At 61.3% G+C, this 26,386-nt stretch carries 22 protein-coding genes; 13 read left to right on the top strand and 9 right to left on the bottom strand.

The window, feature by feature from the left end; translation table 11 throughout:
* On the top strand, positions 1–751 hold a 751-nt coding region (locus F8N85_RS27260; protein WP_150806607.1), incomplete at its 5' end, for an IS110 family transposase.
* A gap of 60 nt (positions 752–811) precedes the next feature.
* Here F8N85_RS27260 and F8N85_RS27255 read toward each other — a convergent pair.
* Together F8N85_RS27255 and F8N85_RS27250 are read right to left on the bottom strand one after the other, a co-directional pair.
* Entirely contained in the window at positions 812–3,901 is a 3,090-nt protein-coding gene (locus tag F8N85_RS27255) for an efflux RND transporter permease subunit (RefSeq protein ID WP_150806606.1), read from the bottom strand.
* A gap of 12 nt (positions 3,902–3,913) precedes the next feature.
* Complete coding sequence (locus F8N85_RS27250) at positions 3,914–5,068, bottom strand: efflux RND transporter periplasmic adaptor subunit (protein ID WP_150806605.1); 1,155 nt, start codon at positions 5,066–5,068, stop codon at positions 3,914–3,916.
* A gap of 297 nt (positions 5,069–5,365) precedes the next feature.
* Here F8N85_RS27250 and F8N85_RS27245 point away from each other — a divergent pair, with 297 nt between their 5' ends.
* Together F8N85_RS27245 and F8N85_RS27240 are read left to right on the top strand one after the other, a co-directional pair.
* Positions 5,366–6,067: a response regulator transcription factor gene (locus F8N85_RS27245; protein ID WP_150806604.1), complete on the top strand. Its 702-nt coding sequence runs from the start codon at positions 5,366–5,368 to the stop codon at positions 6,065–6,067.
* Between the two features lie 4 nt (positions 6,068–6,071).
* The gene (locus F8N85_RS27240; protein ID WP_150806603.1) at positions 6,072–7,373 is read left to right on the top strand and encodes an ATP-binding protein; all 1,302 of its coding nucleotides are present in this window, start codon (positions 6,072–6,074) and stop codon (positions 7,371–7,373) included.
* Positions 7,374–7,804: 431 nt separating this feature from the next.
* Here the strand turns inward: F8N85_RS27240 and F8N85_RS27235 are convergent, their stop codons facing one another.
* Positions 7,805–8,587 carry an anti-sigma factor family protein gene (locus tag F8N85_RS27235; protein ID WP_150806602.1) on the bottom strand — a complete coding sequence of 261 codons (783 nt, stop codon included), beginning with the start codon at positions 8,585–8,587 and terminating at the stop codon, positions 7,805–7,807.
* 301 nt (positions 8,588–8,888) lie between these two features.
* Here F8N85_RS27235 and F8N85_RS27230 point away from each other — a divergent pair, with 301 nt between their 5' ends.
* A complete protein-coding gene (locus F8N85_RS27230; RefSeq protein WP_150806601.1) occupies positions 8,889–9,701 on the top strand; it encodes a crotonase/enoyl-CoA hydratase family protein in 813 nt (270 codons plus the stop codon).
* A gap of 6 nt (positions 9,702–9,707) precedes the next feature.
* Positions 9,708–10,538, top strand: coding sequence for an NAD(+) diphosphatase (nudC, locus tag F8N85_RS27225; protein ID WP_150806600.1), 831 nt, complete (start codon positions 9,708–9,710; stop codon positions 10,536–10,538).
* Here nudC and F8N85_RS27220 read toward each other — a convergent pair.
* From F8N85_RS27220 to F8N85_RS27210, 3 genes are all read right to left on the bottom strand, one after another.
* Positions 10,506–11,285: a TSUP family transporter gene (locus tag F8N85_RS27220; RefSeq protein WP_150806599.1), complete on the bottom strand. Its 780-nt coding sequence runs from the start codon at positions 11,283–11,285 to the stop codon at positions 10,506–10,508. The genes nudC and F8N85_RS27220 overlap by 33 nt on opposite strands.
* 274 nt (positions 11,286–11,559) lie before the next feature.
* On the bottom strand, positions 11,560–12,039 hold the full coding sequence (locus tag F8N85_RS27215; protein WP_150806598.1) for a DUF1348 family protein: 480 nt from the start codon (positions 12,037–12,039) through the stop codon (positions 11,560–11,562).
* Positions 12,040–12,094: 55 nt separating this feature from the next.
* Entirely contained in the window at positions 12,095–12,658 is a 564-nt protein-coding gene (locus F8N85_RS27210; RefSeq protein ID WP_150806597.1) for a TetR/AcrR family transcriptional regulator, read from the bottom strand.
* Between the two features lie 273 nt (positions 12,659–12,931).
* On the opposite strand from F8N85_RS27210, the gene pssA reads away from it, so the two are divergent.
* Positions 12,932–14,275: a CDP-diacylglycerol--serine O-phosphatidyltransferase gene (gene pssA, locus F8N85_RS27205; protein ID WP_150806596.1), complete on the top strand. Its 1,344-nt coding sequence runs from the start codon at positions 12,932–12,934 to the stop codon at positions 14,273–14,275.
* Positions 14,276–14,278: 3 nt separating this feature from the next.
* Here the strand turns inward: pssA and F8N85_RS27200 are convergent, their stop codons facing one another.
* Entirely contained in the window at positions 14,279–15,490 is a 1,212-nt protein-coding gene (locus tag F8N85_RS27200) for an MFS transporter (RefSeq protein ID WP_150806595.1), read from the bottom strand.
* Between the two features lie 266 nt (positions 15,491–15,756).
* Here F8N85_RS27200 and F8N85_RS27195 point away from each other — a divergent pair, with 266 nt between their 5' ends.
* The 6 genes from F8N85_RS27195 (at position 15,757) to F8N85_RS27170 (ending at position 22,658) form a co-directional block, all read left to right on the top strand.
* Positions 15,757–16,773 (top strand): AraC family transcriptional regulator, encoded by a 1,017-nt coding sequence (locus F8N85_RS27195; RefSeq protein ID WP_150806594.1) that lies wholly within the window; start codon positions 15,757–15,759, stop codon positions 16,771–16,773.
* A gap of 296 nt (positions 16,774–17,069) precedes the next feature.
* Complete coding sequence (locus F8N85_RS27190) at positions 17,070–18,728, top strand: AMP-binding protein (protein ID WP_150806593.1); 1,659 nt, start codon at positions 17,070–17,072, stop codon at positions 18,726–18,728.
* A gap of 16 nt (positions 18,729–18,744) precedes the next feature.
* Positions 18,745–19,512, top strand: coding sequence for an SDR family NAD(P)-dependent oxidoreductase (locus tag F8N85_RS27185; protein WP_150806613.1), 768 nt, complete (start codon positions 18,745–18,747; stop codon positions 19,510–19,512).
* 12 nt (positions 19,513–19,524) lie between these two features.
* Complete coding sequence (locus tag F8N85_RS27180) at positions 19,525–20,718, top strand: acetyl-CoA C-acyltransferase (RefSeq protein ID WP_150806592.1); 1,194 nt, start codon at positions 19,525–19,527, stop codon at positions 20,716–20,718.
* Positions 20,719–20,727: 9 nt separating this feature from the next.
* Positions 20,728–21,855 carry an acyl-CoA dehydrogenase gene (locus F8N85_RS27175; protein WP_150806591.1) on the top strand — a complete coding sequence of 376 codons (1,128 nt, stop codon included), beginning with the start codon at positions 20,728–20,730 and terminating at the stop codon, positions 21,853–21,855.
* Positions 21,856–21,884: 29 nt separating this feature from the next.
* The gene (locus F8N85_RS27170) at positions 21,885–22,658 is read left to right on the top strand and encodes an enoyl-CoA hydratase (RefSeq protein ID WP_150806590.1); all 774 of its coding nucleotides are present in this window, start codon (positions 21,885–21,887) and stop codon (positions 22,656–22,658) included.
* 118 nt (positions 22,659–22,776) lie between these two features.
* Here F8N85_RS27170 and F8N85_RS27165 read toward each other — a convergent pair whose 3' ends face one another.
* Both F8N85_RS27165 and F8N85_RS27160 read right to left on the bottom strand, forming a co-directional pair.
* Positions 22,777–23,928, bottom strand: a complete 1,152-nt coding sequence (locus tag F8N85_RS27165; protein ID WP_150806589.1) for an acyl-CoA dehydrogenase family protein — start codon at positions 23,926–23,928, stop codon at positions 22,777–22,779.
* Between the two features lie 3 nt (positions 23,929–23,931).
* Entirely contained in the window at positions 23,932–25,038 is a 1,107-nt protein-coding gene (locus F8N85_RS27160) for an enoyl-CoA hydratase/isomerase family protein (RefSeq protein WP_150806588.1), read from the bottom strand.
* A gap of 504 nt (positions 25,039–25,542) precedes the next feature.
* On the opposite strand from F8N85_RS27160, the gene F8N85_RS27155 reads away from it, so the two are divergent.
* Positions 25,543–26,322 (top strand): transporter substrate-binding domain-containing protein, encoded by a 780-nt coding sequence (locus tag F8N85_RS27155; protein WP_150806587.1) that lies wholly within the window; start codon positions 25,543–25,545, stop codon positions 26,320–26,322.
* The last annotated feature ends 64 nt before the right edge of the window (positions 26,323–26,386 follow it).

The raw sequence follows: 26,386 nt of genomic DNA, 5'->3' as shown, positions 1-26,386 counted from the left end.
GGGCTATCGGGTCTGCGTCGTCAATCCTGCACAGACCAAGGCCCATGCCAAGAGTGATTTGCAACGGGTCAAAACAGACAAGACCGACGCTAAGTTGATCGCCGATTTCGCCAAGGAAAAGCATGAAAAGCTAAGGCTGTGGGAGCCGGAGCCGCTGAAGTATCGACAGGTGAAGGCCATGGTTCGTCGCCTGAATGACCTTCAGGAAATGCTGCAGATGGAACGTAATCGTCTGGATGTGTCCGACGACAGCGTCAAGATTTCGATCAAATCCGTAATCAGCCACATCGAGAAAGAGATTGCCGAAACCAAAAAGGCTCTCAAGAAACACATTGATGACGACCCGGACATGCGCCAAATGCGCGATTTGATGGTGACCATTGATGGCATTGCCGACAAATCGGCGCAAATGCTGTTTGCCGAGCTGGGCGACCTGCGAAAGTATTCGAATCCTCGACAAATGGTGGCGGCGGCGGGCTTAAATCCAAAGCTGGAAGAGTCTGGCCAGCTTAAGGGCCGCACCTTTATCTCGAAAATCGGATCAGCGCGACTCCGAACCGGGCTCTACATGCCAGGTCTGGTGGCGATGCAGCACAACGAAGCGATTATCGCGCTCAAAGAGCGATTGAAAGCCAACGGCAAGGCTCCCAAGCAGATCATCTGTGCAGCAATGCGCAAGCTGCTGCACATCATCTTTGGAGTGATCAAATCGGGCCAGCCCTTTGACCCGAAACTTGCGCTTGCCCGGTGAGAGTTAAGACGGTATCTACGCCGATTGAGTACACCCACAACATTGCGGATGGACACAAATCTACAATCGCCGCTTGACCAATTTCATCACCACCACAAAAAACACCGGCACGAACATCACGGCCAGGGTCGCGGTGATCATTCCGCCGATTACCCCGGTACCAATCGCTTGCTGGCTCGCCGAGCTGGCACCCGTAGCAATCGCCAGTGGCATCACGCCGAGGATGAACGCCAGCGAGGTCATGACGATCGGTCGCAGCCGCAGGCGTGCGGCTTGCACCGTGGCGTCAATCAGGTCGTGGCCTTCGTCGTACAGGCTCTTGGCGAACTCGATGATCAGGATCGCGTTCTTCGCCGACAGGCCGATGATGGTGATCAGCCCGACCTTGAAGAACACGTCGTTGGGCATCCCCCGCAGGGTCACGGCCAGTACCGCGCCGAGTACGCCGAGTGGCACCACCAGCAACACCGAGGTGGGAATCGACCAGCTCTCGTACAACGCCGCCAGACACAGGAACACGATCAGCAGCGACAGCCCGAGCAGGATGGGTGCCTGGGCGCCGGAAAGGCGTTCCTGCAACGACAGCCCGGTCCATTCCTGGCCCAGGCCCGCCGGCAGTTGTGCGACGAGCCGTTGGACTTCCTCCATTGCCTCGCCAGTGCTGTAGCCGGGTGCCGGCTCGCCGGAAATGCTGATGGCCGGGTAGCCGTTGTAGCGGGTCAACTGCGCCGGGCCCTGGGTCCACGTGGCCTGGACGAAGGCCGACAAGGGCACCATTTTTCCGCTGTTGTTGCGCACGTGCATCTTCAGCAAATCCGCCACCTGGCTGCGTTGATCGCCTTCAGCCTGCACCACCACCCGTTGCATCCGGCCCTGGTTGGGGAAGTCATTGATATAGGCCGAACCCACTGCGGTGGACAGCACATTGCCAATGTCCGCAAAGGCGATGCCCAAGGCGTTGGCCTGCTTGCGGTCGACTTCCAGTTGCACCTGCGGCGCTTCGGCCAGCGCGCTTTCGCGCACGTTCATCAGGATTGGGCTTTTCTCGGCGGCGGCCAGCAACTCGCTACGCGCCTGCATCAATGCGGCATGGCCGACGCCGCCACGATCCTGCAGACGGAACTCGAAACCGCTGGAGGTGCCGAGACCGTCCACCGGTGGCGGCAGTACCGCGAAAGCCGCGGCGTCCTTGATCTGGCTCAACGCGATGTTGGCGCGATCGGCAATTGAACTCGCCGAATCGTCGCTGCCGCGATCAGACCAGTCCTTCAACGTGGTGAACGCCAACGCTGCGTTCTGTCCGCTGCCGGAAAAACTGAAGCCCAGAATCACCGTGCTATCGCCAACGCCGGGTTCGGTTGCGTTATGGGCTTCGATCTGCTCCACCACCTGCACCGTGCGGTTTTTGCTGGCACCCGGTGGCAGCTGGATATCGGTGATGGTGTAACCCTGGTCTTCGACCGGCAGGAACGAGGAGGGCAGGCGGCTGAAACACAGCCCCAGGCCAATCAGCAGCACACCGTAGATCAGCAGGTATCGCCCGGTGCGTTTCAGCGCGTAGACCACCCCGCGTTGATAACCGTTGCTGAGCTGTTCGAAGCGTCGGTTGAACCAGCCGAAGAAACCGCCCCTGGCGTGATGGTCGCCCTTGGCAATCGGTTTGAGCAGGGTCGCGCACAGGGCCGGGGTCAAGGTCAGGGCGAGGAACGCCGAGAACAGGATCGAGGTGGCCATGGACAGTGAGAACTGCTGATAGATCACCCCCACCGAGCCCGGCATGAACGCCATCGGGATAAACACCGCCACCAGCACCAGGGTGATGCCGATGATCGCCCCGGTGATCTGCTTCATCGCCTTGCGCGTCGCTTCTTTGGGCGACAGGCCCTCGGTGGCCATGATCCGCTCGACGTTCTCCACCACCACAATGGCATCGTCCACCAGGATGCCGATGGCCAGCACCATGCCGAACATGGTCAGCACATTGATCGAGAAACCCAGCGCGAGCATGGTCGCGAAGGTGCCCATCAGCGCCACCGGCACCACCAGGGTCGGAATCAACGTGTAGCGAATGTTCTGCAAAAACAGGAACATCACCGCAAACACCAGCAACATTGCTTCGCCCAGGGTGTAGACCACTTTGGTGATCGAGACCTTGACGAAGGGCGAGGTGTCGTAGGGGATCTTGTATTGCACACCGACCGGGAAATACTGCGCCAGCTCATCCATCTTCGCCCGCACCAGGGTCGCGGTGCTCAGGGCGTTGGCCCCCGGCGCCAGTTGCACGCTGACGGCGGTCGACGGCTTACCGTTCAGGCGAGTGGAAAACTGGTATTCCTGACTGCCGATCTCGACCCGGGCGACATCGCCGATGCGCACGGTGGAACCGTCGGGGTTGGCTCGCAACACGATGTCGGCGAACTCTTCGGGACTCGACAATTGGCCTTTGACCAACACCGTCGCGGTGATTTCCTGGGTCGAGCGAGCAGGCAGGTCGCCGATGCTGCCGGCCGACACCTGGGCGTTCTGCGCCGCAATGGCCGCGTTGACATCGGCCGGGGTCAGGTTGAAACCCATCAGCTTGCGCGGGTCGATCCAGATGCGCATGGCCCGCTCGGCACCATACAGCTGCGCTTTGCCGACCCCGTCGATACGGCGAATTTCGTTCATCACATTGCGCGCCAGGTAATCGCTGAGCGCCACGTCGTCGAGTTTGCCGTCACTGGAGGTCAGGGTGATCAGCAACAGGAAACCGGCCGAGACCTTCTCCACTTGCACGCCTTGCTGGGTCACTGCTTGCGGCAGGCGCGGCTCTACTGCCTTGAGTCGGTTCTGCACGTCGACCTGGGCCATTTCCGGATTAGCGCCGGGCTGGAAGGTCGCGGTGATGGTGGCGCTGCCGAGGCTGCTCTGGGATTCGAAATACAGCAGGTTGTCAGCGCCGTTGAGCTCCTGCTCGATCAGGCTGACCACGCTTTCGTCCACCGTTTGTGCCGAGGCGCCGGGGTAGGTGGCGTAGATTTCGACTTGCGGCGGCGCGACGTTGGGGTATTGCGCCACCGGCAACTGCGGGATGGCCAGGGCGCCGCCCAGCAGGATGAACAGCGCGACCACCCAAGCGAAGATCGGGCGGTCGATAAAGAATTGCGGCATGGGGTTTCCTACCTACTGAGCAGCCTGGGCAATCGGAAGAGGGGTGTCGTCGATCTGCACTTTTTCGCCGGGGCGAGCGTGCTGCAGACCTTCGGTAACGATGCGGTCGCCCGGTTTCAGGCCGTCGATGACGATCCAGCGGTCGTTTTGCACCGAGGCCAGCTGCACCGGCTGCTGGCTGACCCGCTGCTCGGCGTCCACCAGCAATACCTGGGCGATACCGGCGCTGTCGCGCAGGATGGCGCGTTGCGGCACGCTGATGCCTTGCTGGTTGATCGCCTGCTCCAGCCGTACGCGAATGAAGCTGCCGGGCAGCAGGTCGAGGTCCGGGTTGGGGAACTCGCTGCGCAGAATGATCTGGCCGGTGCTCGGGTCGACACTGATGTCGGCAAACAGCAGCTTGCCCGGCAGCGGGTAAAGGCTGCCGTCGTCCTGGATCAGGGTGACGCGGGCCTGGTCCTGGCCAATCTGCTGCAACTGCCCGGCACGGAAAGCCCGGCGCAGGTCGTTGAGTTCGCGGGTCGACTGGGTCAGGTCGGCGTGGATCGGGTCCAGTTGCTGGATCAGCGCCAGCGGGGTGGTTTCGTTCTGCCCGACCAAGGCGCCTTCAGTGACCAGCGCGCGGCCGATGCGCCCGGAAATCGGCGCGGTGACCGTGGCGTAACCCAGGTTCAACCTGGCCCGTTGCACCGCGGCCTGATTGGCCGCCACGTCAGCAGCGGTCTGCCGGACGCTGGCCCGGGCGTTGTCGTAGTCCTGGCCGCTGATGGCGTTGCCTTCGACCAATTGGGCGTAACGCTGCTCCTGCAAGCGCGCCTGGAACGCATTGGCCTCGGCCTTGCGCAGGCTGGCCTGGGCGCTGTCGAGATCGGCCTTGAACGGCGCCGGGTCGATGCGAAACAGTACATCGCCCTGCTTGACGTCGGAGCCTTCGCGGAAGGTGCGCTGCAGCACGACGCCGGCCACCCTGGCACGGACTTCGGCAATCCGCGGCGCGGCGATCCGGCCACTTAATTCGCTGGTGATCGAAAGCGCCTGCGCCTGGATCGTCTCGATCCGCACCGAGGCCAGCGGGGCCTGTTCTTCGGCGATGGAGGACTTGTCGCAAGCACTCAGCGTCACTGCCAGCGCAATCAGGCCAAGCTTTGCAAGCAGGTTCTTTGACATGTGGATACCCCAATATTGACCCCGGCATGCTACGGACAGCCGCCAAGGTGAGCGGTGAAGCTTTGTAGGCGCTCTGTGAAATTGTGTAAGGGTTTTGCTCGCTGGCGTGCGTGGGCGTATATCCTTGACGGCTTACTGACTGGTGGCACATTCCCCGTAGCAGCTGGCGAAGCCTGCCTTCGGCGGCGCAGCCGTCGTAAAATTTGCAATCGCGTTACTACAGGTAAATCACAGTTGTCGGCTTTACGACGGCTGCGCCGCCGATCGCGAGCAAGCTCGCTCCTACAGGAAACACCCATGCCCAACATTCTCCTGGTCGAAGACGACTCCGCGCTCTGCGAACTGATCGCCAGCTACCTGGAACGCAACAGCTACCACGTCAGCGTGCTCAGCCGCGGTGATCAAGTGCGTGAACGTGCACGGTCGAACCCGCCGGACCTGGTGATCCTCGATCTGATGCTGCCGGGTCTCGACGGCCTGCAAGTCTGCCGCCTGCTGCGGGCCGACTCGGCGACCCTGCCGATCCTGATGCTCACCGCTCGTGACGACAGTCACGATCAAGTCCTGGGCCTGGAAATGGGCGCCGATGACTACGTCACCAAACCTTGCGAGCCAAGGGTATTGCTGGCGCGGGTGCGCACCTTGCTGCGCCGCAGCAATCTGAACGAGCCGCAAACCGCCAACGACCGGATCCTTATCGGCAATCTGTGCATCGACCTGTCGGAGCGCAGCGTGACCTGGCGCGAGCAACCGGTGGAGCTGTCCAGCGGCGAATACAACCTGCTGGTGGTGCTGGCCCGGCATGCTGGCGAAGTGCTGAGCCGCGACCAGATCCTACAACGCCTGCGCGGCATCGAATTCAACGGCACCGACCGCTCGGTAGACGTGGCCATCTCCAAGCTGCGGCGCAAGTTCGACGACCATGCCGGTGAGGCGCGCAAGATCAAGACCGTGTGGGGCAAGGGCTACCTGTTCAGTCGATCCGAGTGGGAATGCTGAGCCGATGCTGCGAATCCTGATTCGGTTGTACCTGATCACCATCGTCACCTTCAGCGCGGCGATCTATCTGATCCCTGACCTGGTGATCAAGGTCTTTCACGAGCGTTTTCAGAACTACACCCTCGACCAGTCCCGCGGCCTGCAGAATCTGATCGTCAAACAGTTTCACCAAGTGCCCGCCGAGCAATGGCCGGCCCTGGCGGCGGAGCTGGATCAGGAGTTCCAGCCGCTGCAGGTGGTCCTGGTACGCAATGACGACCCAGACTTCAGCGACTATGAAACCGAACGCTTGCAGCGCGGCGAGAAAGTGGTTCGCATGGGCGACTGGGCCTGGCGTACGCTCGCGGTGGCGCCGCTGGACCAGCAGTTGGCGGTCAAGCTGACCGTTCCGCCGGATCCGGCGGACGTCAGTTTCCTCTACTGGAGCATCAACGTGCTGATCGGCGCGGCGTTGCTGGCGTGCCTGTTGATCTGGCTGCGCCCGCACTGGCGCGATCTGGAGCGCTTGAAAGGCACCGCCGAGCGTTTCGGCAAGGGCCAGCTGAGCGAGCGCACGCAGATTTCCCCGAGTTCCAACATTGGCAGCCTGGCCCATGTTTTCGACACCATGGCCGCCGACATTGAAAACCTGCTGAACCAGCAGCGCGACCTGCTCAACGCGGTCTCCCATGAACTGCGCACGCCGCTGACCCGGCTCGACTTCGGCCTGGCGCTGGCACTGTCCGACGATATGCCGAGCGCCAGTCGCGAGCGTTTGCAGGGGTTGGTCGCGCACATTCGCGAACTGGATGAACTGGTGCTGGAACTGTTGTCCTACAGCCGCCTGCAAAACCCGGCGCGGGTGCCGGAGCGGGTGCGGGTATCCCTCGATGAGTTCGTCGACAGCATACTGGGTAGCGTCGACGAAGAGCTGCAGTCCCCCGACATTGTCATCGATGTCTTGCTCGATGGCCTGTACGAACGCTTTGTCCTCGATCCACGACTGACCGCCCGCGCCATCCAGAACCTGCTGCGTAATGCCATGCGTTACTGCGAAAAGCGCATTCAGGTCGGCGTCCACGTAGGTTCAAAAGGCTGTGAAATCTGGGTCGACGATGACGGTATCGGCATTCCCGACGATGAACGGGAACGGATCTTCGAACCGTTCTACCGCCTCGATCGCAGCCGCGACCGCGCCACCGGCGGCTTCGGCCTCGGCCTGGCGATCAGCCGCCGGGCGCTGGAAGCCCAGGGCGGGACGTTGACGGTCGAGCCGTCACCACTGGGCGGGGCGCGGTTCAGGCTGTGGTTGCCGATGGCGGGGTGAACACTTTCAATGCTGTGGTGAGTTTGCCGGCCTCTTCGCGAGCAAGCTCGCTCCCACAGGGGAATCCGGTAGGCCACACAACTTGCGGTGTACACGGCACTTGTGGGAGCGAGCCTGCTCGCGATAGCGGTCTCACAGTCACATCAATCTTGAATGTGCTGCCTTGGAGCAAGCTCGCTCCCACAGGGGAATCCGGTAGGCCACACAACTTGCGGTGTACACGGTACTTGTGGGAGCGAGCTTGCTCGCGATAGCGGTCTCACAGTCGCATCAATCTTGAATGTGCTGCCTTGGAGCAAGCTCGCTCCCACAGGGGAATCCGGTAGGCCACACAACTTGTGGTGTACACGGTACTTGTGGGAGCGAGCTTGCTCCGGGCGGCGCTCCGACGATAGCTGCCGAACAGGCGATGAATATTCTGACTATCGTGCTCAAACACTCAACCGGCTTCTAACCAACTGCGCCATAGCCTCCAGTTCCGGCATCGGGTTACGCCCGATCAGCATGTAGGCATAACCCATGTCTGACCAGAAGACGATGTTCATCCCGCGCCGTTGCTCCTGCGCCGGATCGCGGTTGCCGACGGTCGAGCGGGTGATGCACAGCGCCAGCGGCCCATGAAGGGGGTCCAGATAGATTATCTGGGCAATCGGCACGCCATTGTATTCGAGTAGTTGTGCGCGTTTGAGTGCCGGCCTCGGGAGCTTCAGCTGCGTCGGTTCCAGCGCCCGCCCCAAACGCTGGCCGAGGGTCTGCAGTTGCGCCCGCTGGGAGGCTTCGTCGCCGGGCAGGTGGTCGAGAGTTTGCGGGCTGTAGAGGGCCATGTAATCGGCCACCTGGCCCCGCCAGTGGGTTGCAATCCTGGGGGACGAGGTCTGCCAGCCGAGGTACAGCCGATCCGCGGCGATCCCTGCGAGCAGAAAACCTGCCGCCACCCCGATGAAACGGCGGCGGCTCCATGGCGCGCTGGCAGCGGGGGCCGGCTCCGTGAGCATCGTCGCCAGCCGATCCCGGGGCGCTTGATCGTGCGATTGCGCATAGGCGCTCTGGTACGGCATGTCGCTGCTGGACAGCCACTCAAGACGCTGTTCCAGGCTTTCATCATTGGCCAGTGCGCAATCGATCCGCAGACGCTCCTCGCTGCTCAGTTGCCCATCGAGGTAGGCCACCAACTGCTCATCCGAGGGCGCGGGTCGCGAGGGTTGATCAGTCATCGCCGTTCTCCTGTGGAGGGGCTGGGCACTGAGTGCAGAATCAGCGCATCGCCCCCGTAGCAGCTGCCGAAGGCTGCGTACGAGCGGGCAGCGGTCGTAAAATCATACACCACGTTTTTCCAGGCTAACCGCAATAGCCGAACTACGACCGCTGCGGTCGAGCGCGACCCCGGTCCGAACGCAGCCTTCGGCAGCTGCTACGGGTCAGTCAGTCCCGCTTTTGGCCAATGCGCTGCCTACGTCCAGACACAATGCCTTGTTATAGTTCGGCCTTCATTACAGTCCAGCAAAGGATCACTGCATGTCCGACTACCAAGCCTTTCGCGTCGAACTGACGGATCACATCGCCCATGTGCAGATCAACCGTCCGGAAAAGATCAACTCGATGAACGCGGTGTTCTGGAGCGAAATCATCGAGATTTTCCAGTGGATCGACGACACCGATGAAGTCCGGGTAGTGGTGCTCAGTGGTGCCGGCAAACACTTCTCGTCCGGCATCGATCTGATGATGCTGGCGTCGGTGGCCAACGAGCTGGGCAAGGATGTTGGGCGTAACGCGCGCCTGCTGCGGCGCAAGATCCTGCAACTGCAAGCCTCCTTCAATGCCGTCGACAACTGCCGTAAGCCGGTGCTTGCAGCGATCCAGGGCTACTGCCTGGGCGGTGCCATCGACCTGATTGCCGCCTGCGACATGCGTTACGCCGCCGAAGATGCGCAATTCTCGATCAAGGAAATCGACATGGGCATGGCTGCCGACGTCGGCACCTTGCAACGATTGCCACGGATCATCGGCGACGGCATGCTACGGGAACTGGCTTACACCGGGCGTACCCTGGGAGCCGAAGAAGCGCGTAGCATTGGCCTGGTCAACCGCACCTACCCGGATGCGGCCAGCCTGCTCGACGGCGTAATGAGCATCGCCTGGGAAATTGCCGGCAAATCGCCGATTGCGATAGCCGGAACCAAAGAGATGATCAGTTACATGCGCGATCACAGCATTAACGACGGCCTGGAATACATCGCGACCTGGAACGCCGCCATGCTGCAATCCGCCGATTTGCGGGTGGCCATGGCCGCGCAGATGAGCAAGCAGAAACCCGAATTTATGGATTGATAAAAAATGACTTCACGCTGGACCACCGCAGTACTCGATACCGACATTACCGGCGGCTGGGCGGTGGCGCGCAGCCGCGACGGTTTTCTGTTCGATGACAACGGCGCGCTGTTCCCGCGTGAATGGCTCAAGCGCCAGGAGCTGTCGATTCTGGCGGAGCATGGCATCGGTCATCTGGATGGCGAGCCGGTCTACCTGCTCGAGCTCAACAGCTCAGCCGAGATCCCGGGTTGTCGCTGGCAAGGCCTGCGGGCGTTCATGCTCGAGGGCGATCACACGGTCTACAAAGTGTTGGGTTACGCCGCGCAAATTGGCACCTGGGCCCGCGAACATCGCTTCTGCGGCAACTGCGGCCAGGCCATGCAGCAGATTTCACGGGAACGAGCGATGTACTGCGAAGCCTGCGATCTGCGGCATTACCCACGAATCTCGCCGAGCATGATCGTGCTGATCACCCGCGGCGACGAGGTATTGCTGGCACGCTCGCCGCGTTTTGTCCCCGGGGTCTACAGCACCCTGGCCGGCTTCGCCGAGCCTGGCGAGTCGGCGGAGGATTGCCTGATTCGGGAAGTGCGCGAAGAGGTGCGGATCGAGGTCAGGAACATCCAGTACATGGGTAGCCAGTGCTGGCCGTTCCCGCATTCGATGATGCTGGGCTTCCATGCCGAGTACGCCGGTGGCGAAATCGTCCCGCAGGAGGACGAGATCGAAGATGCACAGTGGTTCAACATCCATGCGCTGCCGCCGTTGCCGGCGTCCCGCTCGATTGCCCGCTACCTGATCGACGTCTATGTCGCGCGTCGCTTAGGCCACACTGAACCAGTGTTGCCAGGCTAGGCGCACGGTCAAGCCCAGGACGACGGTGATGAACACCGGGCGAATGAACTTCGCACCACCGCTGATGGCGGTGCGCGCGCCGAAGAATGCCCCGACCATCACCGACAGGCCCATGCTCAGGCCGATGATCCAGTCCACCTGACCGGAAAAGATGAACACCGACAGCGCCGCGATGTTGCTGACGAAGTTCATGCTGCGCGCCACGCCACTGGCCTTGACCAGATCGATGGGGTACAGCAGTAGGCTGCTGACGGTCCAGAAGGCACCGGTGCCGGGGCCGGCCACTCCGTCGTAGAAACCCAGGCTGAAACCCTGGCTCGACTGCCACTTCTTCTTGATCGGCGCATCGCTGTCCAGCGGCGCCTTTGGCGTGCCACCAAACAACAGGTAGACGCCACAGGCAAAGACGATCACCGGCAGCATCTTGTTCAGCCAATCGGCCGGCAGGTAATGCGCCACGATCGCGCCGGTCAATGCGCCCACCAGGGTCCCGACTATCGCGTGCAGCCACTGGCGCGGGTGGAACAGCTTGCGCCGGTAGAAGGTGAAACTGGCGATAGCCGAGCCGAAGCTGGCGCTGAGTTTGTTGGTGCCGAGCACCAGATGCGGCGGCAAACCGGCGGTGAGCAAGGCCGGGGTGGTGAGCAAGCCACCACCGCCGGCGATGGCATCGATAAAACCGGCGATGAATGCGACAAAGACAAGAATGGCGAGGGTGGCAAGGTCTACGCTGAGTTCCAAAGGCATGGGATCGACTTATTCGGCGGGGCGCAGAAGAGGCTGCGCGAAAGGCCGGTATATTACCCATAACCACCAATGGCCGCGACTGCTGCTGACCTCACTGGCCCAGGACTTGTGCTTGCGGCGTACCGCTGCAGGCAGGCCCTGATCGGTAACGGGATTGCGGGTGTCCCCATTCGGCGTAGGAGCTGGCGAAGCCTGCGATCTTTTGATCTTTCATGAAATCGGCGGTGAGCCGGAAAAGATCGCAGCCTGCGGCAGCTCCTACAGATACCAGCTTTTACATCCCCAGCTCAGACAACCCCGGATGCTCATCCGGGCGCCGGCCCAGCGGCCAGTGGAACTTGCGCTCGCTTTCCTTGATCGGCATGTCGTTGATGCAGGCGTGACGGTTGGACATCAGTCCGTGTTCGTCGAATTCCCAGTTTTCATTGCCGTAGGAGCGGTACCAGTTGCCGGAATCGTCGTGCCATTCATAGGCGTAACGCACCGCGATGCGGTTATCGGTAAAGGCCCAGAGTTCCTTGATCAGCCGGTAGTCGAGCTCCTTCGCCCATTTACGGGTCAGGAAGCCCTTGGCTTCTTCGCGATTGTTGGCAAACTCGGCGCGGTTACGCCATTTAGTGTCCAGGGTATACGCCAGGGACACCCGTTGCGGGTCGCGGGAGTTCCAGCCGTCCTCGGCCAGGCGAATTTTCTCGATGGCCGACTCACGGGTGAAGGGCGGAAGTGGCGGACGAACTTCGGCGTTAGATGACATTTCAAGTCTCCACAGAAAGTTAACGTTCAAACAGGGGTTGTCTTGTTTGAATCAATCAGAGGTCCAATAACTTTCGCGCCATGCATTGCGCATTATCGGCGGCACTCTGATCACCCATGACAAGCGCAACGGTAATGGCGCCGTCGATCAGGATCAGCAGCTGTTTAGCCTGCTCCTGCGGATCTTGCACGCCATGTTCTTTGCAGAGCTCGCCCAAGTAGTCGAGCAGCTTCTGTTTATGTTCCCTGGCCACCAGGCGCACCGGGTTCTGCGGGTCGCCGGTTTCGCCGCTGGTGTTGATGAAGGCGCAGCCGCGAAAGCCTTCGCTGGCGAACCAGTCCTTGAGGACGGTGAACAGGTTCAGCAGGCGCGCCTCGGTAGTAGGGGCCTTGCCGACTTCGCCGCGGAACCAGCTGATCCAGCGTTCATCCCGGCGCTGCAAGGCGGCCACGGTGAGCTCGTCCTTGTTGGCAAAGTAGCGATAGATACTCTTTCTGGAGACGCCGGCGGTTTTCACCAGAAGATCCATGCCCGTGGCAGCGATGCCACTTTTATAGATCAGCTTTTCGGTGACATCCAGAATGATGTCGCGGGTTTCGTTGCTGTTGATTTCGTTCATGTGGCTAACAGTAGAACGATCGTTCTCCTTGGTCAATGGGAGATTTGGTTTTTCTTTCTGACCCCAAAAGATCGCAGCCTATCGGCAGCTCCTACGCCGATCGTGTACACCCGCAATAAATGGATGAACACCGATCCCGTAGGAGCTGCCGATAGGCTGCGATCTTTTGATCTTTTGATCTTTTGATCTTTTGATCTTACGGTCACCAGAAGACCCGGACGAACGCATGGTGTAAGCTCATCCGCTCTTCGGAATCGACCTTTTGCGAGCCCTATGCCGTCGCTTTTCAAACGCTCCCTACTGCCTAAACTGCGCAGTTTTCCGCTGACTGCCGATGCCGTCACCATCCTTAGCGGCGCCGCCGAGTTTCGCCGTTGCCTGCTGGAGAAAATCGCCCAGGCGACGCAGCGCATCTATATCGTCGCGCTTTACCTGCAACAGGATGAAGCCGGTCAGGAAATTCTCGATGCCTTGCACGCCGCCAAGGCTGCCCGGCCCGAGCTCGATGTAGTGGTCGTGGTCGACTGGCTGCGCGCCCAGCGTGGTTTGATCGGTGCCGGCAAGCAGCCGGGCAATTCGGCCTGGTATCAGGAACAAACCCGCACCCACGCCAGTGAAGTGCCGGTTTATGGCGTGCCGGTGCAGACTCGCGAGCTGTTCGGCGTGTTGCACCTTAAAGGCTTCGTGATCGATGACTGCGTGATCTACAGCGGTGCCAGCCTGAACAACGTCTATCTGCACAAGTTCGACAAGTACCGTTTCGATCGCTATCACGTGCTGCAAAACAGCGCCCTGGCCGACTCCATGCAGCACCTGGTCGAGCACGGGCTGATCGGTTCCAGAGCTGTGCATCGCCTCGACCTGCCGAACCTGCCGACTACCCGCAGCCTGCGCAATGACATCGGTGATTTGCGCAGCCGCCTGAAGTACGCGGCCTACGACACCACCTGCGGCAGCATCAACAAACAGGGGTTGTCGGTCAGCCCGCTGCTGGGGGTCGGCAAGAACAATCCGTTGAGCCGGGTGATCTGCGAGTTGATTGCCAGCGCCAAGGAACAACTGACGATCTGCACACCGTATTTCAACCTGCCGCTGGCCGTGACCCGGGAAATCAACCGGGCGCTGACCCGCGGGGTGAAAGTCGATATCGTCGTCGGCGACAAGACCGCCAATGACTTCTACATTCCGCCGAGCGAGCCGTTCAAGGTCATCGCCGCGCTGCCATACCTGTATGAAATCAGCCTGCGACGCTTCGCCAAGCGCCATCAGCGGATGATCGACAGCGGCAAGCTGAACCTGCACCTGTGGCGCGATGGCGACAATACCTATCACCTCAAGGGCATGTGGATCGATCAGCGTTATACCTTGCTGACCGGCAACAACCTGAATCCCCGGGCGTTTCGCCTGGACCTGGAAAACGGCTTGTTGATCGATGATCCGAAAAACGAGTTGAAGGAACCACGGGAGGCTGAGCTGCTGGAAATTTTCCGTAACACGCGCCGCGTCGAGCAGCATCAGCAGCTGGAAACCCTGGTGGAGTACCCGGCGGCCGTCGGCAAGTTCTTGCGACGGGTCCGCCGGTTGCGCATCGAGCGCTTGCTCTATCGCATTCTGTAAGGCTTAGCGGCGCTGCGGCTGTCTGGCCGCTGGCCAACAGGCGACCAATAGCAGCAATGCCGCCGCCAGCAGATACGGCAGGCGAGGTTCGATCGCGTAGATCAGGGTGCCGGCCAGCGGGCCGATGACCGCCCCGAAACCTTGGGCGGCACCGATGGAACCGGCAGTGGCACCTTGTTCCGCGGCCTCCACGGCATTCGCCGCCAGCGCCGCGAAGGACGGAAAGATCCAGCCCATGCCCGAGGCCGAAACAAAGAAACACGCCCACAATCCCCAAGCGGTGTCGGCCAGCATGCTGCCGGCAAAACCGCTGGCGGCGATCAGCGCGCCGACGCGGATCATCTTCAGCGGCGGCCATTCCAGTTTGCGCACCACCAACTGCGAACAAATCAGCGCCAGGCCGACCATGGTCAGGGCGATCCCGGCGGTCTGCGCGGCATCGGCCGGGTTCATCCCGAGCTTGTCGAGGGCGTAGAAACCGACGGTGATTTGCGCGATAGACACACAGAGCATGGCCACGAATGCCACCGCCAGCGGCCGGCGCAGGCGCGGATCAGCCAGGTGCACGGTCTTGGGCGGTTGCTTGAGGTGCAGCTCCTGGCCTTTGAGCTTGAACAGCAGCACCAGGAAGCCCAGCAGCGGCAGCAGCGCCATGGCATAGAACGGCAAGCTCAGACTATGCCGGGACAGCAACGCCGCGATCGCCGGCCCCAGCACCAGCCCGCAGGCGTTTGCCGCACCCAGTGAAGCCATCGCACGCGTACGGTGTTGGGGTTCGATATTGTCGGCAATCAAGGCATAACCACCCACCGGAATCGCCGCGTAGAACACCCCGACCAGACCGCGTCCGAGCATCAGCCCGACAAAGGCCAGCAGCGCTGTGGGCAGCAGCTGCAGCGAGAGGTCGATAAACAGGCACAGCGCCCAGTAGGCGAGGGTGAAGCCAGCGGTGCCGATCAGCAACACCCGTCGCCGCCCGAGGCGATCGCTGGCCTGACCCCATGGCCGCGCGAGCAGCATCCAGATCACCCCGGAGACGGTGACCGCCGCGCCGGCCTGCCAGGTGGCAAGCCCGAGGACGCGGGAAATCGGCCCGATCAATGAAACGAAAGCCATCATTGCCATGGTGCAGGTCATGTTGGCGATCAGCAGAGGGCGCAGGTCAAAGGTGACGCTGGTCAGCGGCACAACGGCGGTGGCCGTCGAATTGGGCATGGTGAAGTCTTCCTTGAACAATGAGCGTCGGTGAACGTTATAGATATGACGGGGCAAGGCACAGGTTTATTAGTGCATGAATAGAGAGGTATTTGCAGGGGGGGGCGCAGGCCCTAACACCCCAATCCCTTGTAGGAGCTGCCGCAGGCTGCGATCTTTTGATCTTGATCTTGGGTAACCGCCAACTCGCCAAAAGATCGCAGGCTGCGCCAGCTCCTACGTTAAGATGTCCGCCCATTCATCTGCGCAGGGCAGTGCAACCGTCAATGTCGGAAAAAGACACCATCTCCATCCAGCTCGTGCGCGAAGCCCTGTTGCAGAGCTGTGCGCCTGGCCCTGCGACGGATGAAGTGCTGAACAAGGTCGGCATGGATCCGGCGCTGCTCGATCAACCGCTGGCGCGGGTCCCGGCCACCGACTATGCGCGGCTTTGGCGCTTGCTGGCCCGGCGCATGGATGATGAGTTCTTCGGGATGGATCCGCGCAAGCTCAAATCCGGCAGCCTGGAGTTTCTCTGTCGCTCGTCGATGGCGCAATTGACCCTGGCAGCGGGGCTGGAGTCGGGGCTGGGGTTTCTGTCACTGATGCTCGAGCGGATGCCGGCGCAGCTGGTTCAGCAGCAGAGTCTGGCGGAAATCGTCTTGCTGGAGGACGACCAGGAGCCACGTCGGGCCTTCACCTATTTCACCTACTGGATGATCGTCCACGGTGTCGCTTGCTGGCTGGCCGGGCGGCGGATTCCGATCCTGGCCATTGAGCTGCGGTGCCCGGAAGCGGATTTTTGCGACGACTACAAGGTGATGTTTTCCCAGAACCTGCGCTTTGACCGACCGCGGACCCGGATGATTTTCGCCGCCGATTGTCTCGAGCTGCCGATCAAGCGCAGCAGCGAAGAGCTCAAACGTTTTCTGGCCCATGCGCCGGCCAATATCCTGGTCAAGTACCGCGACCCCGAAAGCCTGGCCAGCCGGATCAAGCACGATCTGCGACAGTTGCCCGCCGAACACTGGCCGGAAACCGAGAGCCTGGCGCAAAGCCTGTGCATGTCGGCCTCGACCTTGCGCCGCCGTCTGGCCGAAGAGGGCCAGACCTATCAAGGGCTCAAGGACAGCGTGCGCAAGGAACTGGCAATCCTCTGGCTGGCCGAGCCTCAAATCAGCTTCGCCGAGATCGCCGCGCGGCTGGGATTTGCCGATACCAGTTCGTTCTACAAGGCGTTTCGCAAGTGGTCGGGGTCCAATCCCGGGCATTACCGGAGTTTGATCTTGAATGAGCCGGGGTAGGGCAAGGCTCTATACTTATGTTGTCTGTGATGCCCTTATCGTCGGAACGCCGCCCGGAGCAAGCTCGCTCCCACATTGGATCTGTGTCGGTCACAAATCTGTCTACTGGATGAGATCAAGTGTGGGAGCGAGCTTGCTCGCGATAGCGTCGGCACAGGCAACACCTCTCTAATCCTTGGCCAAACCAGTCAGCCAACTTGATAGCTTTGACCATTGCCCTGCACCCCCTGCGGGGCGAGTATTTCCCTGATTTTTATGTGGTTCCCATCCAAATAAAAAAATGAGGGATTCTGACGATGCGCGATTACTTGTCTGCCACTGCACAATTTGATTATCAACACACTGTCGATGCCGCCCTCAAGGGCACGCTGGCGGGGCTCAATGCGTGTGTCGAGTGCTGCGACCGCCACGCCTTGCCCGGCCGTATTGCGTTGTTCTGGGAAGGCCGCGACGGCGCCAGTGCGGCCTATACCTTCAGCGAGCTGCAGGACAAGGCCGCGCGCTTCGCCAACTTCCTGCTGGCCCAGGGCGTCAAGAAGGGCGACAAGGTCGCCGGCCTGTTGCCGCGCAATGTCGAACTGCTGATCACCGTCCTCGCCACCTGGCGCATCGGCGCGGTCTATCAGCCACTGTTTACCGCCTTCGGCCCCAAGGCCATCGAGCATCGGCTGAGCAGCTCCGGTGCCGCCGTGGTGGTGACCGATGCCGGCAACCGTTCCAAGCTCAGCGAAGTGCCCGACTGCCCGACCATCGTCACCGTCGGCGGGCCCAAGGGCCAGGGCATCGTGCGCGGCGATTTCAGCTTCTGGGCCGAACAGGCCAATTATTCGGCGGACTGTGAGCCGGTGCTGCTCAGCGGCGAAGACCCTTTCCTGCTGATGTTCACCTCGGGCACCACTGGCCCCTCCAAGGCCCTGTCGGTACCGCTCAAGGCGATTGTTGCGTTCCAGAGCTACACCCGTGACGCGGTGGACCTGCGCCCGGAAGACGCGTTCTGGAACGTCGCCGATCCGGGCTGGGCCTATGGCATCTATTTCGGCGTCACCGGTCCCTTGGCCATGGGCCATCCGATCACCTTCTACGATGGCCCGTTCACCCTGGAAAGTACCTGCCGGGTGATCAACAAGTACGGCATCACCAACCTGACCGGTTCGCCGACCGCCTATCGCTTGCTGATCGCCGGCGGTGACGAGTTCGCCCGCTCGATCAAGGGCAAGCTGCGCATCGTCAGCAGCGCCGGCGAGCCGCTGAACCCGGAAGTGATCCGCTGGTTTGCCGATAACCTCGGCGTGGTCATTCATGACCATTACGGCCAGACCGAACTGGGCATGGTGCTGTGCAATCACCACGCGCTGGAGCACCCGGTGCATGTCGGTTCGGCCGGGTTTGCCTCACCGGGGCACCGGATTGTGGTGCTCGATGAGAACTTCGAGGAATTGCCGGCCGGGCATCCGGGGATTCTGGCCATCGACCGCACTCAGTCACCCATGTGCTGGTTCGCCGGCTACGAAGGCGCGGCAACCAAAGCCTTCGTCGGCAATTACTACCTTAGTGGCGATACCGTGGAGCTGAACCCGGACGGCAGCATCAGTTTCGTCGGCCGCAGTGATGACGTGATCACCACTTCGGGTTATCGGGTCGGTCCGTTCGACGTGGAAAGCGCGCTGATCGAACACCCGGCGGTGGTTGAAGCGGCGGTGGTCGGCAAGCCGGATCCGGAGCGCACCGAACTGGTCAAAGCCTTTGTCGTGCTCAGCGCGCAATACCGTGCTTCGCCGGAGCTGGCCGAGGAACTGCGTCAGCATGTGCGCAAGCGCCTGGCGGCGCACTCGTACCCCCGTGAAATCGAATTTGTCAGCGAGTTGCCGAAAACCCCTAGCGGCAAATTGCAGCGCTTTATCTTGCGCAACCAGGAAATCGCCAAGGCTCAAGAGGCCGCGGCTCAAAAAGTTTGAACTGAAGGACATCATGATGCAGATTGAAAACAAGATTTTTCTGGTCAGTGGCGGCGCATCCGGCCTGGGCGCCGCTACCGCTGAAATGCTGGTGGCCGCCGGTGCCAAGGTGATGCTGGTGGATATGAACGCCGAAGCCGTGGCCGCCCAAGCGCAAAAGCTTGGCCCGCGGGCGCAGAGCGTCGTCGCCGATATCAGCCAGGAAGCCGCCGCCGAAGCAGCAGTCAAGGCTGCGGTCGCCACCTTTGGCGGGCTGCATGGGCTGGTCAACTGCGCGGGCATCGTGCGTGGCGAGAAGATCCTCGGCAAGAACGGCCCCCATGGCCTGGACAGCTTCAGCCAGGTGATCAATGTCAACCTGATCGGCAGTTTCAATCTGCTGCGCCTGGCAGCCGCGGCCATTGCTGAAGGCCAGGCCGATGCCGACGGCGAGCGCGGGGTGATCATCAACACCGCCTCGGCCGCAGCCTTTGATGGCCAGATCGGCCAAGCGGCCTATGCCGCTTCCAAAGGGGCGATTGCCAGCCTGACCCTGCCTGCCGCCCGTGAACTGGCGCGCTATGGCATCCGGGTGATGACCATCGCTCCGGGAATCTTCGAAACGCCAATGATGGCCGGCATGACCCAGGAAGTACGCGACTCTCTGGCCGCCGGCGTGCCGTTCCCGCCGCGTCTGGGCAAACCGTCGGAGTACGCTGCGCTGGTTAGGCATATCATTGAAAACAGCATGCTCAATGGCGAGGTGATCCGTCTCGACGGTGCCTTGCGCATGGCCGCCAAGTAAGGAGTATTTGTCATGACTATTTCCCACGATCCGATTGTTATCGTCAGCGCCGTCCGCACCCCGATGGGTGGTTTTCAGGGCGAACTGAAAAGCCTCACCGCACCGCAACTGGGTGCCGCCGCGATCCGCGCCGCAGTCGAGCGCTCCGGTGTTGCCCCCGAGGCTGTGGACGAAGTGTTGTTCGGCTGCGTGCTCCCGGCCGGTCTCGGCCAGGCACCTGCGCGCCAGGCGGCGCTGGGCGCCGGGCTCGACAAGTCGACCCGCTGCACCACCCTGAACAAGATGTGCGGTTCCGGCATGGAAGCGGCCATTCTCGCCCACGACATGCTCGTTGCCGGCAGCGCCGAGGTGGTGATTGCCGGCGGCATGGAAAGCATGTCCAACGCACCGTACCTGCTGGACCGCGCCCGTAGTGGCTACCGCATGGGCCATGGCCAGGTCATCGACCATATGTTCCTCGACGGGCTGGAAGATGCCTACGACAAGGGTCGCCTGATGGGCACCTTTGCCGAGGATTGCGCCGAAGCCAACGGCTTCAGTCGCGAAACCCAGGATGAGTTTGCCATTGCGTCGACAACCCGTGCCCAAAAGGCCATCAGCGACGGCAGTTTCGCCGCCGAGATCGTGTCATTGCAGGTCATGGTCGGCAAAGAGCAGAAGCTGATCATCGACGATGAACAACCGCCCAAGGCCAGGCTGGACAAGATCTCCAGCCTGAAGCCGGCGTTCCGCGAAGGCGGCACGGTGACCGCAGCCAACTCCAGCTCGATTTCCGACGGTGCCGCGGCATTGCTGTTGATGCGCCGTTCCGAGGCGCAAAACCGCGGCCTCAAGCCCTTGGCAGTGATTCACGGCCATGCGGCATTCGCCGATACTCCGGGCTTGTTCCCGGTGGCACCGGTCGGTGCGATCAAGAAGCTGATGGAAAAGACCGGCTGGTCGCTGGATGAGGTCGAGCTGTTCGAGATCAACGAAGCCTTTGCGGTGGTCAGTCTGGTGACCATGAGCAAACTGGAAATCCCCCATGAAAAGGTCAACATCCACGGCGGCGCCTGCGCCCTGGGCCACCCGATCGGTGCCTCCGGTGCGCGGATCCTGGTGACGCTGCTCTCGGCCCTGCGCCAGAAAGGCCTGCATCGCGGCGTGGCGGCCATCTGCATCGGCGGCGGCGAAGCGACGGCCATGGCTGTTGAAGTTTTGTATTAAGGAATCCTTATGCTGCCCAATGACGAACAACTACAGATCAGCGAAGCGGCCCGGCAGTTTGCCCAGGAACGCCTGAAACCCTTCGCCGCCGAGTGGGATCGTGAACACCGCTTTCCCAAAGAGGCTATCGGCGAGATGGCCGCGCTGGGTTTCTTCGGCATGCTGGTGCCGGAGCAGTGGGGCGGGTGCGATACCGGTTACCTGGCCTACGCCATGGCCCTGGAAGAAATAGCCGCCGGTGACGGCGCCTGCTCGACCATCATGAGCGTGCACAACTCGGTGGGTTGCGTACCGATCCTCAAGTACGGCAACGATCAACAGAAAGAGCAATTCCTCAAACCCCTGGCCAGCGGCGCGATGCTCGGGGCCTTTGCCCTGACCGAACCCCAGGCCGGCTCCGACGCCAGCGGCCTGAAAACCCGGGCTCGACTGAACGGCGACCACTACGTTCTCAATGGCTGCAAACAGTTCATCACCTCCGGGCAAAACGCCGGGGTGGTGATTGTATTTGCAGTGACCGATCCGAGTGCCGGCAAGCGCGGCATCAGCGCGTTTATCGTGCCGACCGACTCGCCGGGCTACAAGGTCGCGCGGATCGAAGACAAACTCGGCCAGCATGCCTCGGACACTTGCCAGATTCTGTTCGAAGACGTGAAAGTGCCGGTCGCCAATCGCCTGGGCGAGGAGGGTGAAGGCTACAGAATCGCCCTCGCCAACCTCGAAGGCGGGCGTGTCGGCATTGCCTCGCAATCGGTGGGCATGGCCCGCGCCGCCTTTGAAGCCGCACGCGACTATGCCCGCGAGCGGGAAAGCTTCGGCAAGACCCTGATCGAGCACCAGGCCGTGGCTTTTCGTCTGGCGGACATGGCCACCCAGATCGCAGTCGCCCGGCAGATGGTGCATTACGCCGCAGCCCTGCGCGACAGCGGCAAGCCGGCGCTGGTCGAAGCGTCGATGGCCAAGCTGTTCGCCTCGGAAATGGCCGAGAAGGTCTGCTCTGCGGCCTTGCAAACCCTCGGTGGCTATGGCTATTTGAGCGACTTCCCGCTGGAACGCATTTACCGCGACGTGCGGGTCTGCCAGATCTATGAAGGCACCAGCGACATTCAGCGCATGGTGATTTCGCGCAATCTTTGACTCACTCCATTTGAATCAGGAACCTGTTCATGAGCTATGAAACGATTTTGTTGGAAATCCACGGCCGCGTCGGTCTGATTACCCTCAACCGCCCACAAGCCTTGAATGCGCTCAATGCGCAGATCGTCAGCGAGCTGAATCAGGCGCTGGATGGCCTGGAAGCCAACCCCGAAATCGGCTGCATCGTGCTCACCGGTTCGAAGAAGGCCTTCGCCGCCGGTGCCGACATCAAGGAAATGGCCGAGCTGACCTATCCGCAGATCTACATCGACGATCTGTTCAGCGACAGTGACCGGGTGGCCAGCCGCCGCAAGCCGATCATCGCCGCGGTCGCCGGGTTTGCCCTGGGCGGTGGCTGTGAATTGGCGTTGATGTGCGACTTCATCCTGGCCGGCGACAACGCCAAATTCGGCCAGCCGGAAATCAACCTCGGCGTGCTGCCGGGCATGGGCGGCACCCAGCGCCTGACCCGTGCGGTGGGCAAGGCCAAGTCCATGGAAATGTGCCTGAGCGGGCGCTTGATCGATGCGGTGGAAGCCGAGCGTGCCGGGATCGTTGCGCGCATCGTACCGGTGGATGAACTGCTGGAAGAAGCGCTGAAAGTGGCCACAGTGATTGCCAGCAAATCCCTGCCGATCGCGATGATGGTCAAGGAAAGCGTCAACCGCGCCTTTGAAGTCAGCCTGTCCGAAGGCGTGCGTTTCGAACGCCGGGTATTCCATGCGGCGTTTGCCATTGAAGATCGCAAGGAAGGGATGGCGGCGTTTATTGACAAGCGTGCGGCGCAGTTCAAAGGGAAGTGATGTTGGTGCCTTGAAAAGATCGCAGCCTGCGGCAGCTCACACACCGACCGCGTTCACCCGTTAATACCGGGTGTACGCAAATCCTGTAGGAGCTGCCGATAGGCTGCGATCTTTTGCTTCAGATCTGATAGTTCTTCAAATCCCGCGCAATCACCATCCGCTGTATCTCGCTCGATCCTTCATAGATCTGGGTAATCCGCGCATCGCGGTAGTAGCGCTCCACCGGATAATCTTCCAGATACCCGTAGCCGCCGTGGATCTGTATTGCGGAGGAACAGACCTTTTCCGCCATCTCCGAAGCAAACAGCTTGGCTTGTGAGGCTTCCGACAGGCAGGGTTTGCCGGCACTGCGCAACCGCGCTGCATGCAGAATCAACAAGCGCGCCGCGTTCAGGCGGGTGTGCATGTCCGCCAGCAGGTTGGCGATGCTCTGGTGCTCGATGATCGGTTTGTCGAACTGTACCCGGTCGCGCGAATAAGCCAGTGCCGCTTCGAAGGCCGCACGGGCAATGCCCAGGGCTTGCGCGGCGATGCCGATTCGACCGCCTTCCAGATTCGACAGGGCAATCGCCAGGCCCTTGCCGCGCTCACCCAACAGGTTGGCTTCGGGAATGGTGCATTGGTTGAGGGTCACGGCGCAGGTGTCCGAGGCGCGGATGCCCATCTTGTGTTCGGTCCGGTCGACGATAAAGCCCGGGGTGTCGGTCGGTACCAGGAACGCGGAAATGCCCTTTTTACCCAGATCCGGATCAGTGACTGCAAAGACAATCGCCAGCTTGGCCCGTTTGCCGTTGCTGACGAATTGCTTGGCGCCGTTGATCACCCACTGACCGTCGCGCAGTTCGGCGCGGGTGCGCAGGTTGTGGGCTTCGGAACCGGCCTGAGGTTCGGTCAGGGCGAAACAGCCGATGGCCTGGCCGCTGGCCAGATCCGGCAGCCAGGTCTGCTTCTGTTCCTCGGTACCGTAATTGAGCACCGGCCCGCAGCCCACCGAGTTGTGGATGCTCATCAAGGCCCCGGTCGCGCCGTCACCGGCGGAGATTTCTTCCACCGCCAGGGCGTAGGCCACGTAGTCGACATAGGTGCCGCCCCATTCCTCGGGAACCACCATGCCGAGCAAGCCCAGCTCGCCCATCTTCGCCACCAGCGCGTCATCGATCCAGCCGGCCTTTTCCCAGGCCTGAGCATGGGGGGCGATTTCACGGCGGGCGAAGTCCCGGGCCATGTCGCGGATCATGACTTGCTCTTCACTCAATTCAAGGTCGTGCATGGCTCAGCTCCCACTCGTGTCGAAACCGCAGAAGAAACTCGCGACCTGCTCGCCGTCGAGGGCGTGCAGGGTCGGCGGGTTCCAGCGCGGTGTCTTGTCTTTGTCGATCAGCAAGGCGCGCACGCCTTCAATCAAGTCGCCTCGTTCGAACCACTGACGGTCCAGATGCAGCTCCAGGGCGAAGCATGCCTCCAGGCTCAGATGGCGACCGCGACGCAGCATCTCCAAGGTTACGCCCATTGCCAGCGGCGAGCGGCTTTCCAGCAGTGTGGCGGTGCTCAGGGCCCACTCGTGGCTGTCGGCAACCGTCACTTCGCGCAACTGCTCGACGATGCTCGGCACGTCGGGCAGGGCGAAGAAATGGTCAATGGCCGGACGCAGGGCGTGCAAGGGGGCATCAGGCAGTTGTTGCACGGCGAGTGTGGCCAGAAGACCTTGCAGGTCCTTGAGCGGAGTGTCGTGCCACTGCAGGCTGTCGAGGCGCTGATCCAGCACCGCCAGTTTGTCGCTTTCCAGGTACCAATCGGCCAATCCGCAATACAGCGCATCGGCGGCGCGGATCTGCACGCCACTGACGCCGAGGTAGATCCCCAGTTCACCAGGGATGCGCGGCAGGAAATAGCTGCCACCGACATCCGGGAAATAACCGATGGCCACTTCCGGCATCGCCAGACGGCTGCGTTCGGTGACCACCCGAAGGTCTGCGCCTTGCACCAACCCCATGCCACCGCCGAGGACAAATCCGTCCATCAGCGCCAGCACCGGTTTGGGGTAGTGGTGGATGGCCAGGTCGAGGGCGTATTCCTCGACGAAAAACTCCTGGTGCAGGGTTTGCCCGTTTTTGAAGCTGTCGTACAGCGTGCGGATGTCGCCCCCGGCGCAAAAGGCCTTTTCACCGGCACCGCGCAAGACCACCGCATGCACCTGCGGGTCATCGGCCCAGGCGTCAAGTTGCTGTTGCAGGCAGCGGACCATGTTCAGGGTAATGGCATTGAGACCGGCGGGGCGGTTGAGGGTCAGATGGCCAATCTGGTTGCGGACCTGGGCCAGCACTTCGTTTTGTGTGGCGTCGATGTCCCGTGTCACTTGGGAAGAAACCTGAGCAGTCATCACTAACTCCCTGCTTTTATTGTTCTTTATAGAAATGCTCGCGCGCGAACGATGATGGATCGTAACAGTGCAAATTTGCCCTGTACAACCCGGATAACTGCAGGTTGGGTGTGCATTTTTGCAGTCCCGTAGGAGCGAGCTTGCTCGCGATGGACGTTAACGATAATGCGTGTTTTCTGAATAAACGCGCCCGCCCTTGAGTCCATCGCGAGCAAGCTCGCTCCCACAACGACCGATTCGGCTGTCAAATAGCCCTTATCAGCACAACTGGTCTGTCTGCGCAGGCCGTTACGACACCTGCCCAAGGCGTTCTGTCGGCATTCTGGACTTCCCGTTGAAGCCGTCTGCGCCAAGGGTTTCAGGGAGGGTGTGGCGACGCACCCATTAAAAACAATAACAACCCTGTTGCGGTGAATGCCGCATCGACTCTCTGCTCCTGCCCATAAATGTGGCTCGGACCTGTACCAGGCCGCGATAAATCCAAATAAATCGGGACTCAAGAAGATGAACAAGAAATGGCTGACCTTGCCGGTACTCGCGGTGCTGTTCTGCACCACAGGCGCTAGCGCCAAAGAGTGGAAAGAACTGCGATTTGGCGTGAATCCAAGCTACCCACCGTTCGAATCGACCACCGCCGATGGCGGCGTGCAAGGTTTTGGCGTGGACCTGGGCAATGCCATCTGCGCCGAGCTCAAGCTCAAGTGCGTGTGGGTCAGCAATGACTTCGACGGGCTGATTCCTGCTCTCAAGGCCGGCAAGTTCGATGCGATCGAGTCGTCGATGACAGTGACCGACGCCCGCAAGAAACAGATCGACTTCTCTGACCGTCTGTACGCCGGCCCGACCGCGATTGTCACCCGCAAGGATTCCGGCCTGGAGCCCACCGCGCAATCCCTCAAGGGCAAGGTGATCGGCTACATGCAGGGCACGATTCAGGAGACTTACGCCAAAGCCAGACTGGCTCCGGGTGGTGTGCAGCTGCGGGCCTATCAGAGTCAGGACCAGGTCTATGCGGATCTGGTTTTCGGGCGTCTCGATGCCTCGATCCAGGACAAGCTGCAAGCGGAAATGAGTTTCCTGAAGTCGCCACAAGGCGCCGACTTCCAGAACAGCCAGGGTATCAGTGACCCGTTGGTACCGTCGGAAATCGCCATTGGCCTGCGCAAGGACAACGACGAACTCAAAGGCATGCTCAATGCCGCCATCAAGGCCCTGCATGAAAAGGGCATCTACGCGCAGATCCAGCAGAAACACTTCGGCGATCTCGACCTCTACAACAACTGATCCTTGCACCGACCACGCTGCATCGCCCTGTGCGACGCAGCGTCCGGCTGCGGCAAATCAAGAC

The sequence above is a fragment of the Pseudomonas fluorescens genome (assembly GCF_902497875.1).
Classification (GTDB): Bacteria; Pseudomonadota; Gammaproteobacteria; order Pseudomonadales; family Pseudomonadaceae; genus Aquipseudomonas; species Aquipseudomonas fluorescens_BR.
Note: the sequence above shows the minus strand (reverse complement) of the source record. Positions and strands in the feature narration are given on the sequence as shown.

Excerpts from the sequence above, each read along its gene's own strand:
- F8N85_RS27255 (WP_150806606.1), bottom strand. The coding sequence starts at position 3,901 with ATGCCGCAATTCTTTATCGACCGCCCGATCTTCGCTTGGGTGGTCGCG.
- F8N85_RS27210 (WP_150806597.1), bottom strand. The coding sequence starts at position 12,658 with ATGAACGAAATCAACAGCAACGAAACCCGCGACATCATTCTGGATGTC.
- F8N85_RS27245 (WP_150806604.1), top strand. The coding sequence starts at position 5,366 with ATGCCCAACATTCTCCTGGTCGAAGACGACTCCGCGCTCTGCGAACTG.
- F8N85_RS27215 (WP_150806598.1), bottom strand. The coding sequence starts at position 12,039 with ATGTCATCTAACGCCGAAGTTCGTCCGCCACTTCCGCCCTTCACCCGT.
- F8N85_RS27185 (WP_150806613.1), top strand. The coding sequence starts at position 18,745 with ATGCAGATTGAAAACAAGATTTTTCTGGTCAGTGGCGGCGCATCCGGC.
- F8N85_RS27230 (WP_150806601.1), top strand. The coding sequence starts at position 8,889 with ATGTCCGACTACCAAGCCTTTCGCGTCGAACTGACGGATCACATCGCC.
- F8N85_RS27180 (WP_150806592.1), top strand. The coding sequence starts at position 19,525 with ATGACTATTTCCCACGATCCGATTGTTATCGTCAGCGCCGTCCGCACC.
- F8N85_RS27235 (WP_150806602.1), bottom strand. The coding sequence starts at position 8,587 with ATGACTGATCAACCCTCGCGACCCGCGCCCTCGGATGAGCAGTTGGTG.
- F8N85_RS27240 (WP_150806603.1), top strand. The coding sequence starts at position 6,072 with ATGCTGCGAATCCTGATTCGGTTGTACCTGATCACCATCGTCACCTTC.
- F8N85_RS27165 (WP_150806589.1), bottom strand. The coding sequence starts at position 23,928 with ATGCACGACCTTGAATTGAGTGAAGAGCAAGTCATGATCCGCGACATG.
- F8N85_RS27160 (WP_150806588.1), bottom strand. The coding sequence starts at position 25,038 with ATGACTGCTCAGGTTTCTTCCCAAGTGACACGGGACATCGACGCCACA.
- F8N85_RS27195 (WP_150806594.1), top strand. The coding sequence starts at position 15,757 with ATGTCGGAAAAAGACACCATCTCCATCCAGCTCGTGCGCGAAGCCCTG.
- F8N85_RS27155 (WP_150806587.1), top strand. The coding sequence starts at position 25,543 with ATGAACAAGAAATGGCTGACCTTGCCGGTACTCGCGGTGCTGTTCTGC.
- F8N85_RS27190 (WP_150806593.1), top strand. The coding sequence starts at position 17,070 with ATGCGCGATTACTTGTCTGCCACTGCACAATTTGATTATCAACACACT.
- F8N85_RS27175 (WP_150806591.1), top strand. The coding sequence starts at position 20,728 with ATGCTGCCCAATGACGAACAACTACAGATCAGCGAAGCGGCCCGGCAG.
- nudC (WP_150806600.1), top strand. The coding sequence starts at position 9,708 with ATGACTTCACGCTGGACCACCGCAGTACTCGATACCGACATTACCGGC.
- F8N85_RS27220 (WP_150806599.1), bottom strand. The coding sequence starts at position 11,285 with ATGCCTTTGGAACTCAGCGTAGACCTTGCCACCCTCGCCATTCTTGTC.
- F8N85_RS27170 (WP_150806590.1), top strand. The coding sequence starts at position 21,885 with ATGAGCTATGAAACGATTTTGTTGGAAATCCACGGCCGCGTCGGTCTG.
- pssA (WP_150806596.1), top strand. The coding sequence starts at position 12,932 with ATGCCGTCGCTTTTCAAACGCTCCCTACTGCCTAAACTGCGCAGTTTT.
- F8N85_RS27200 (WP_150806595.1), bottom strand. The coding sequence starts at position 15,490 with ATGCCCAATTCGACGGCCACCGCCGTTGTGCCGCTGACCAGCGTCACC.
- F8N85_RS27250 (WP_150806605.1), bottom strand. The coding sequence starts at position 5,068 with ATGTCAAAGAACCTGCTTGCAAAGCTTGGCCTGATTGCGCTGGCAGTG.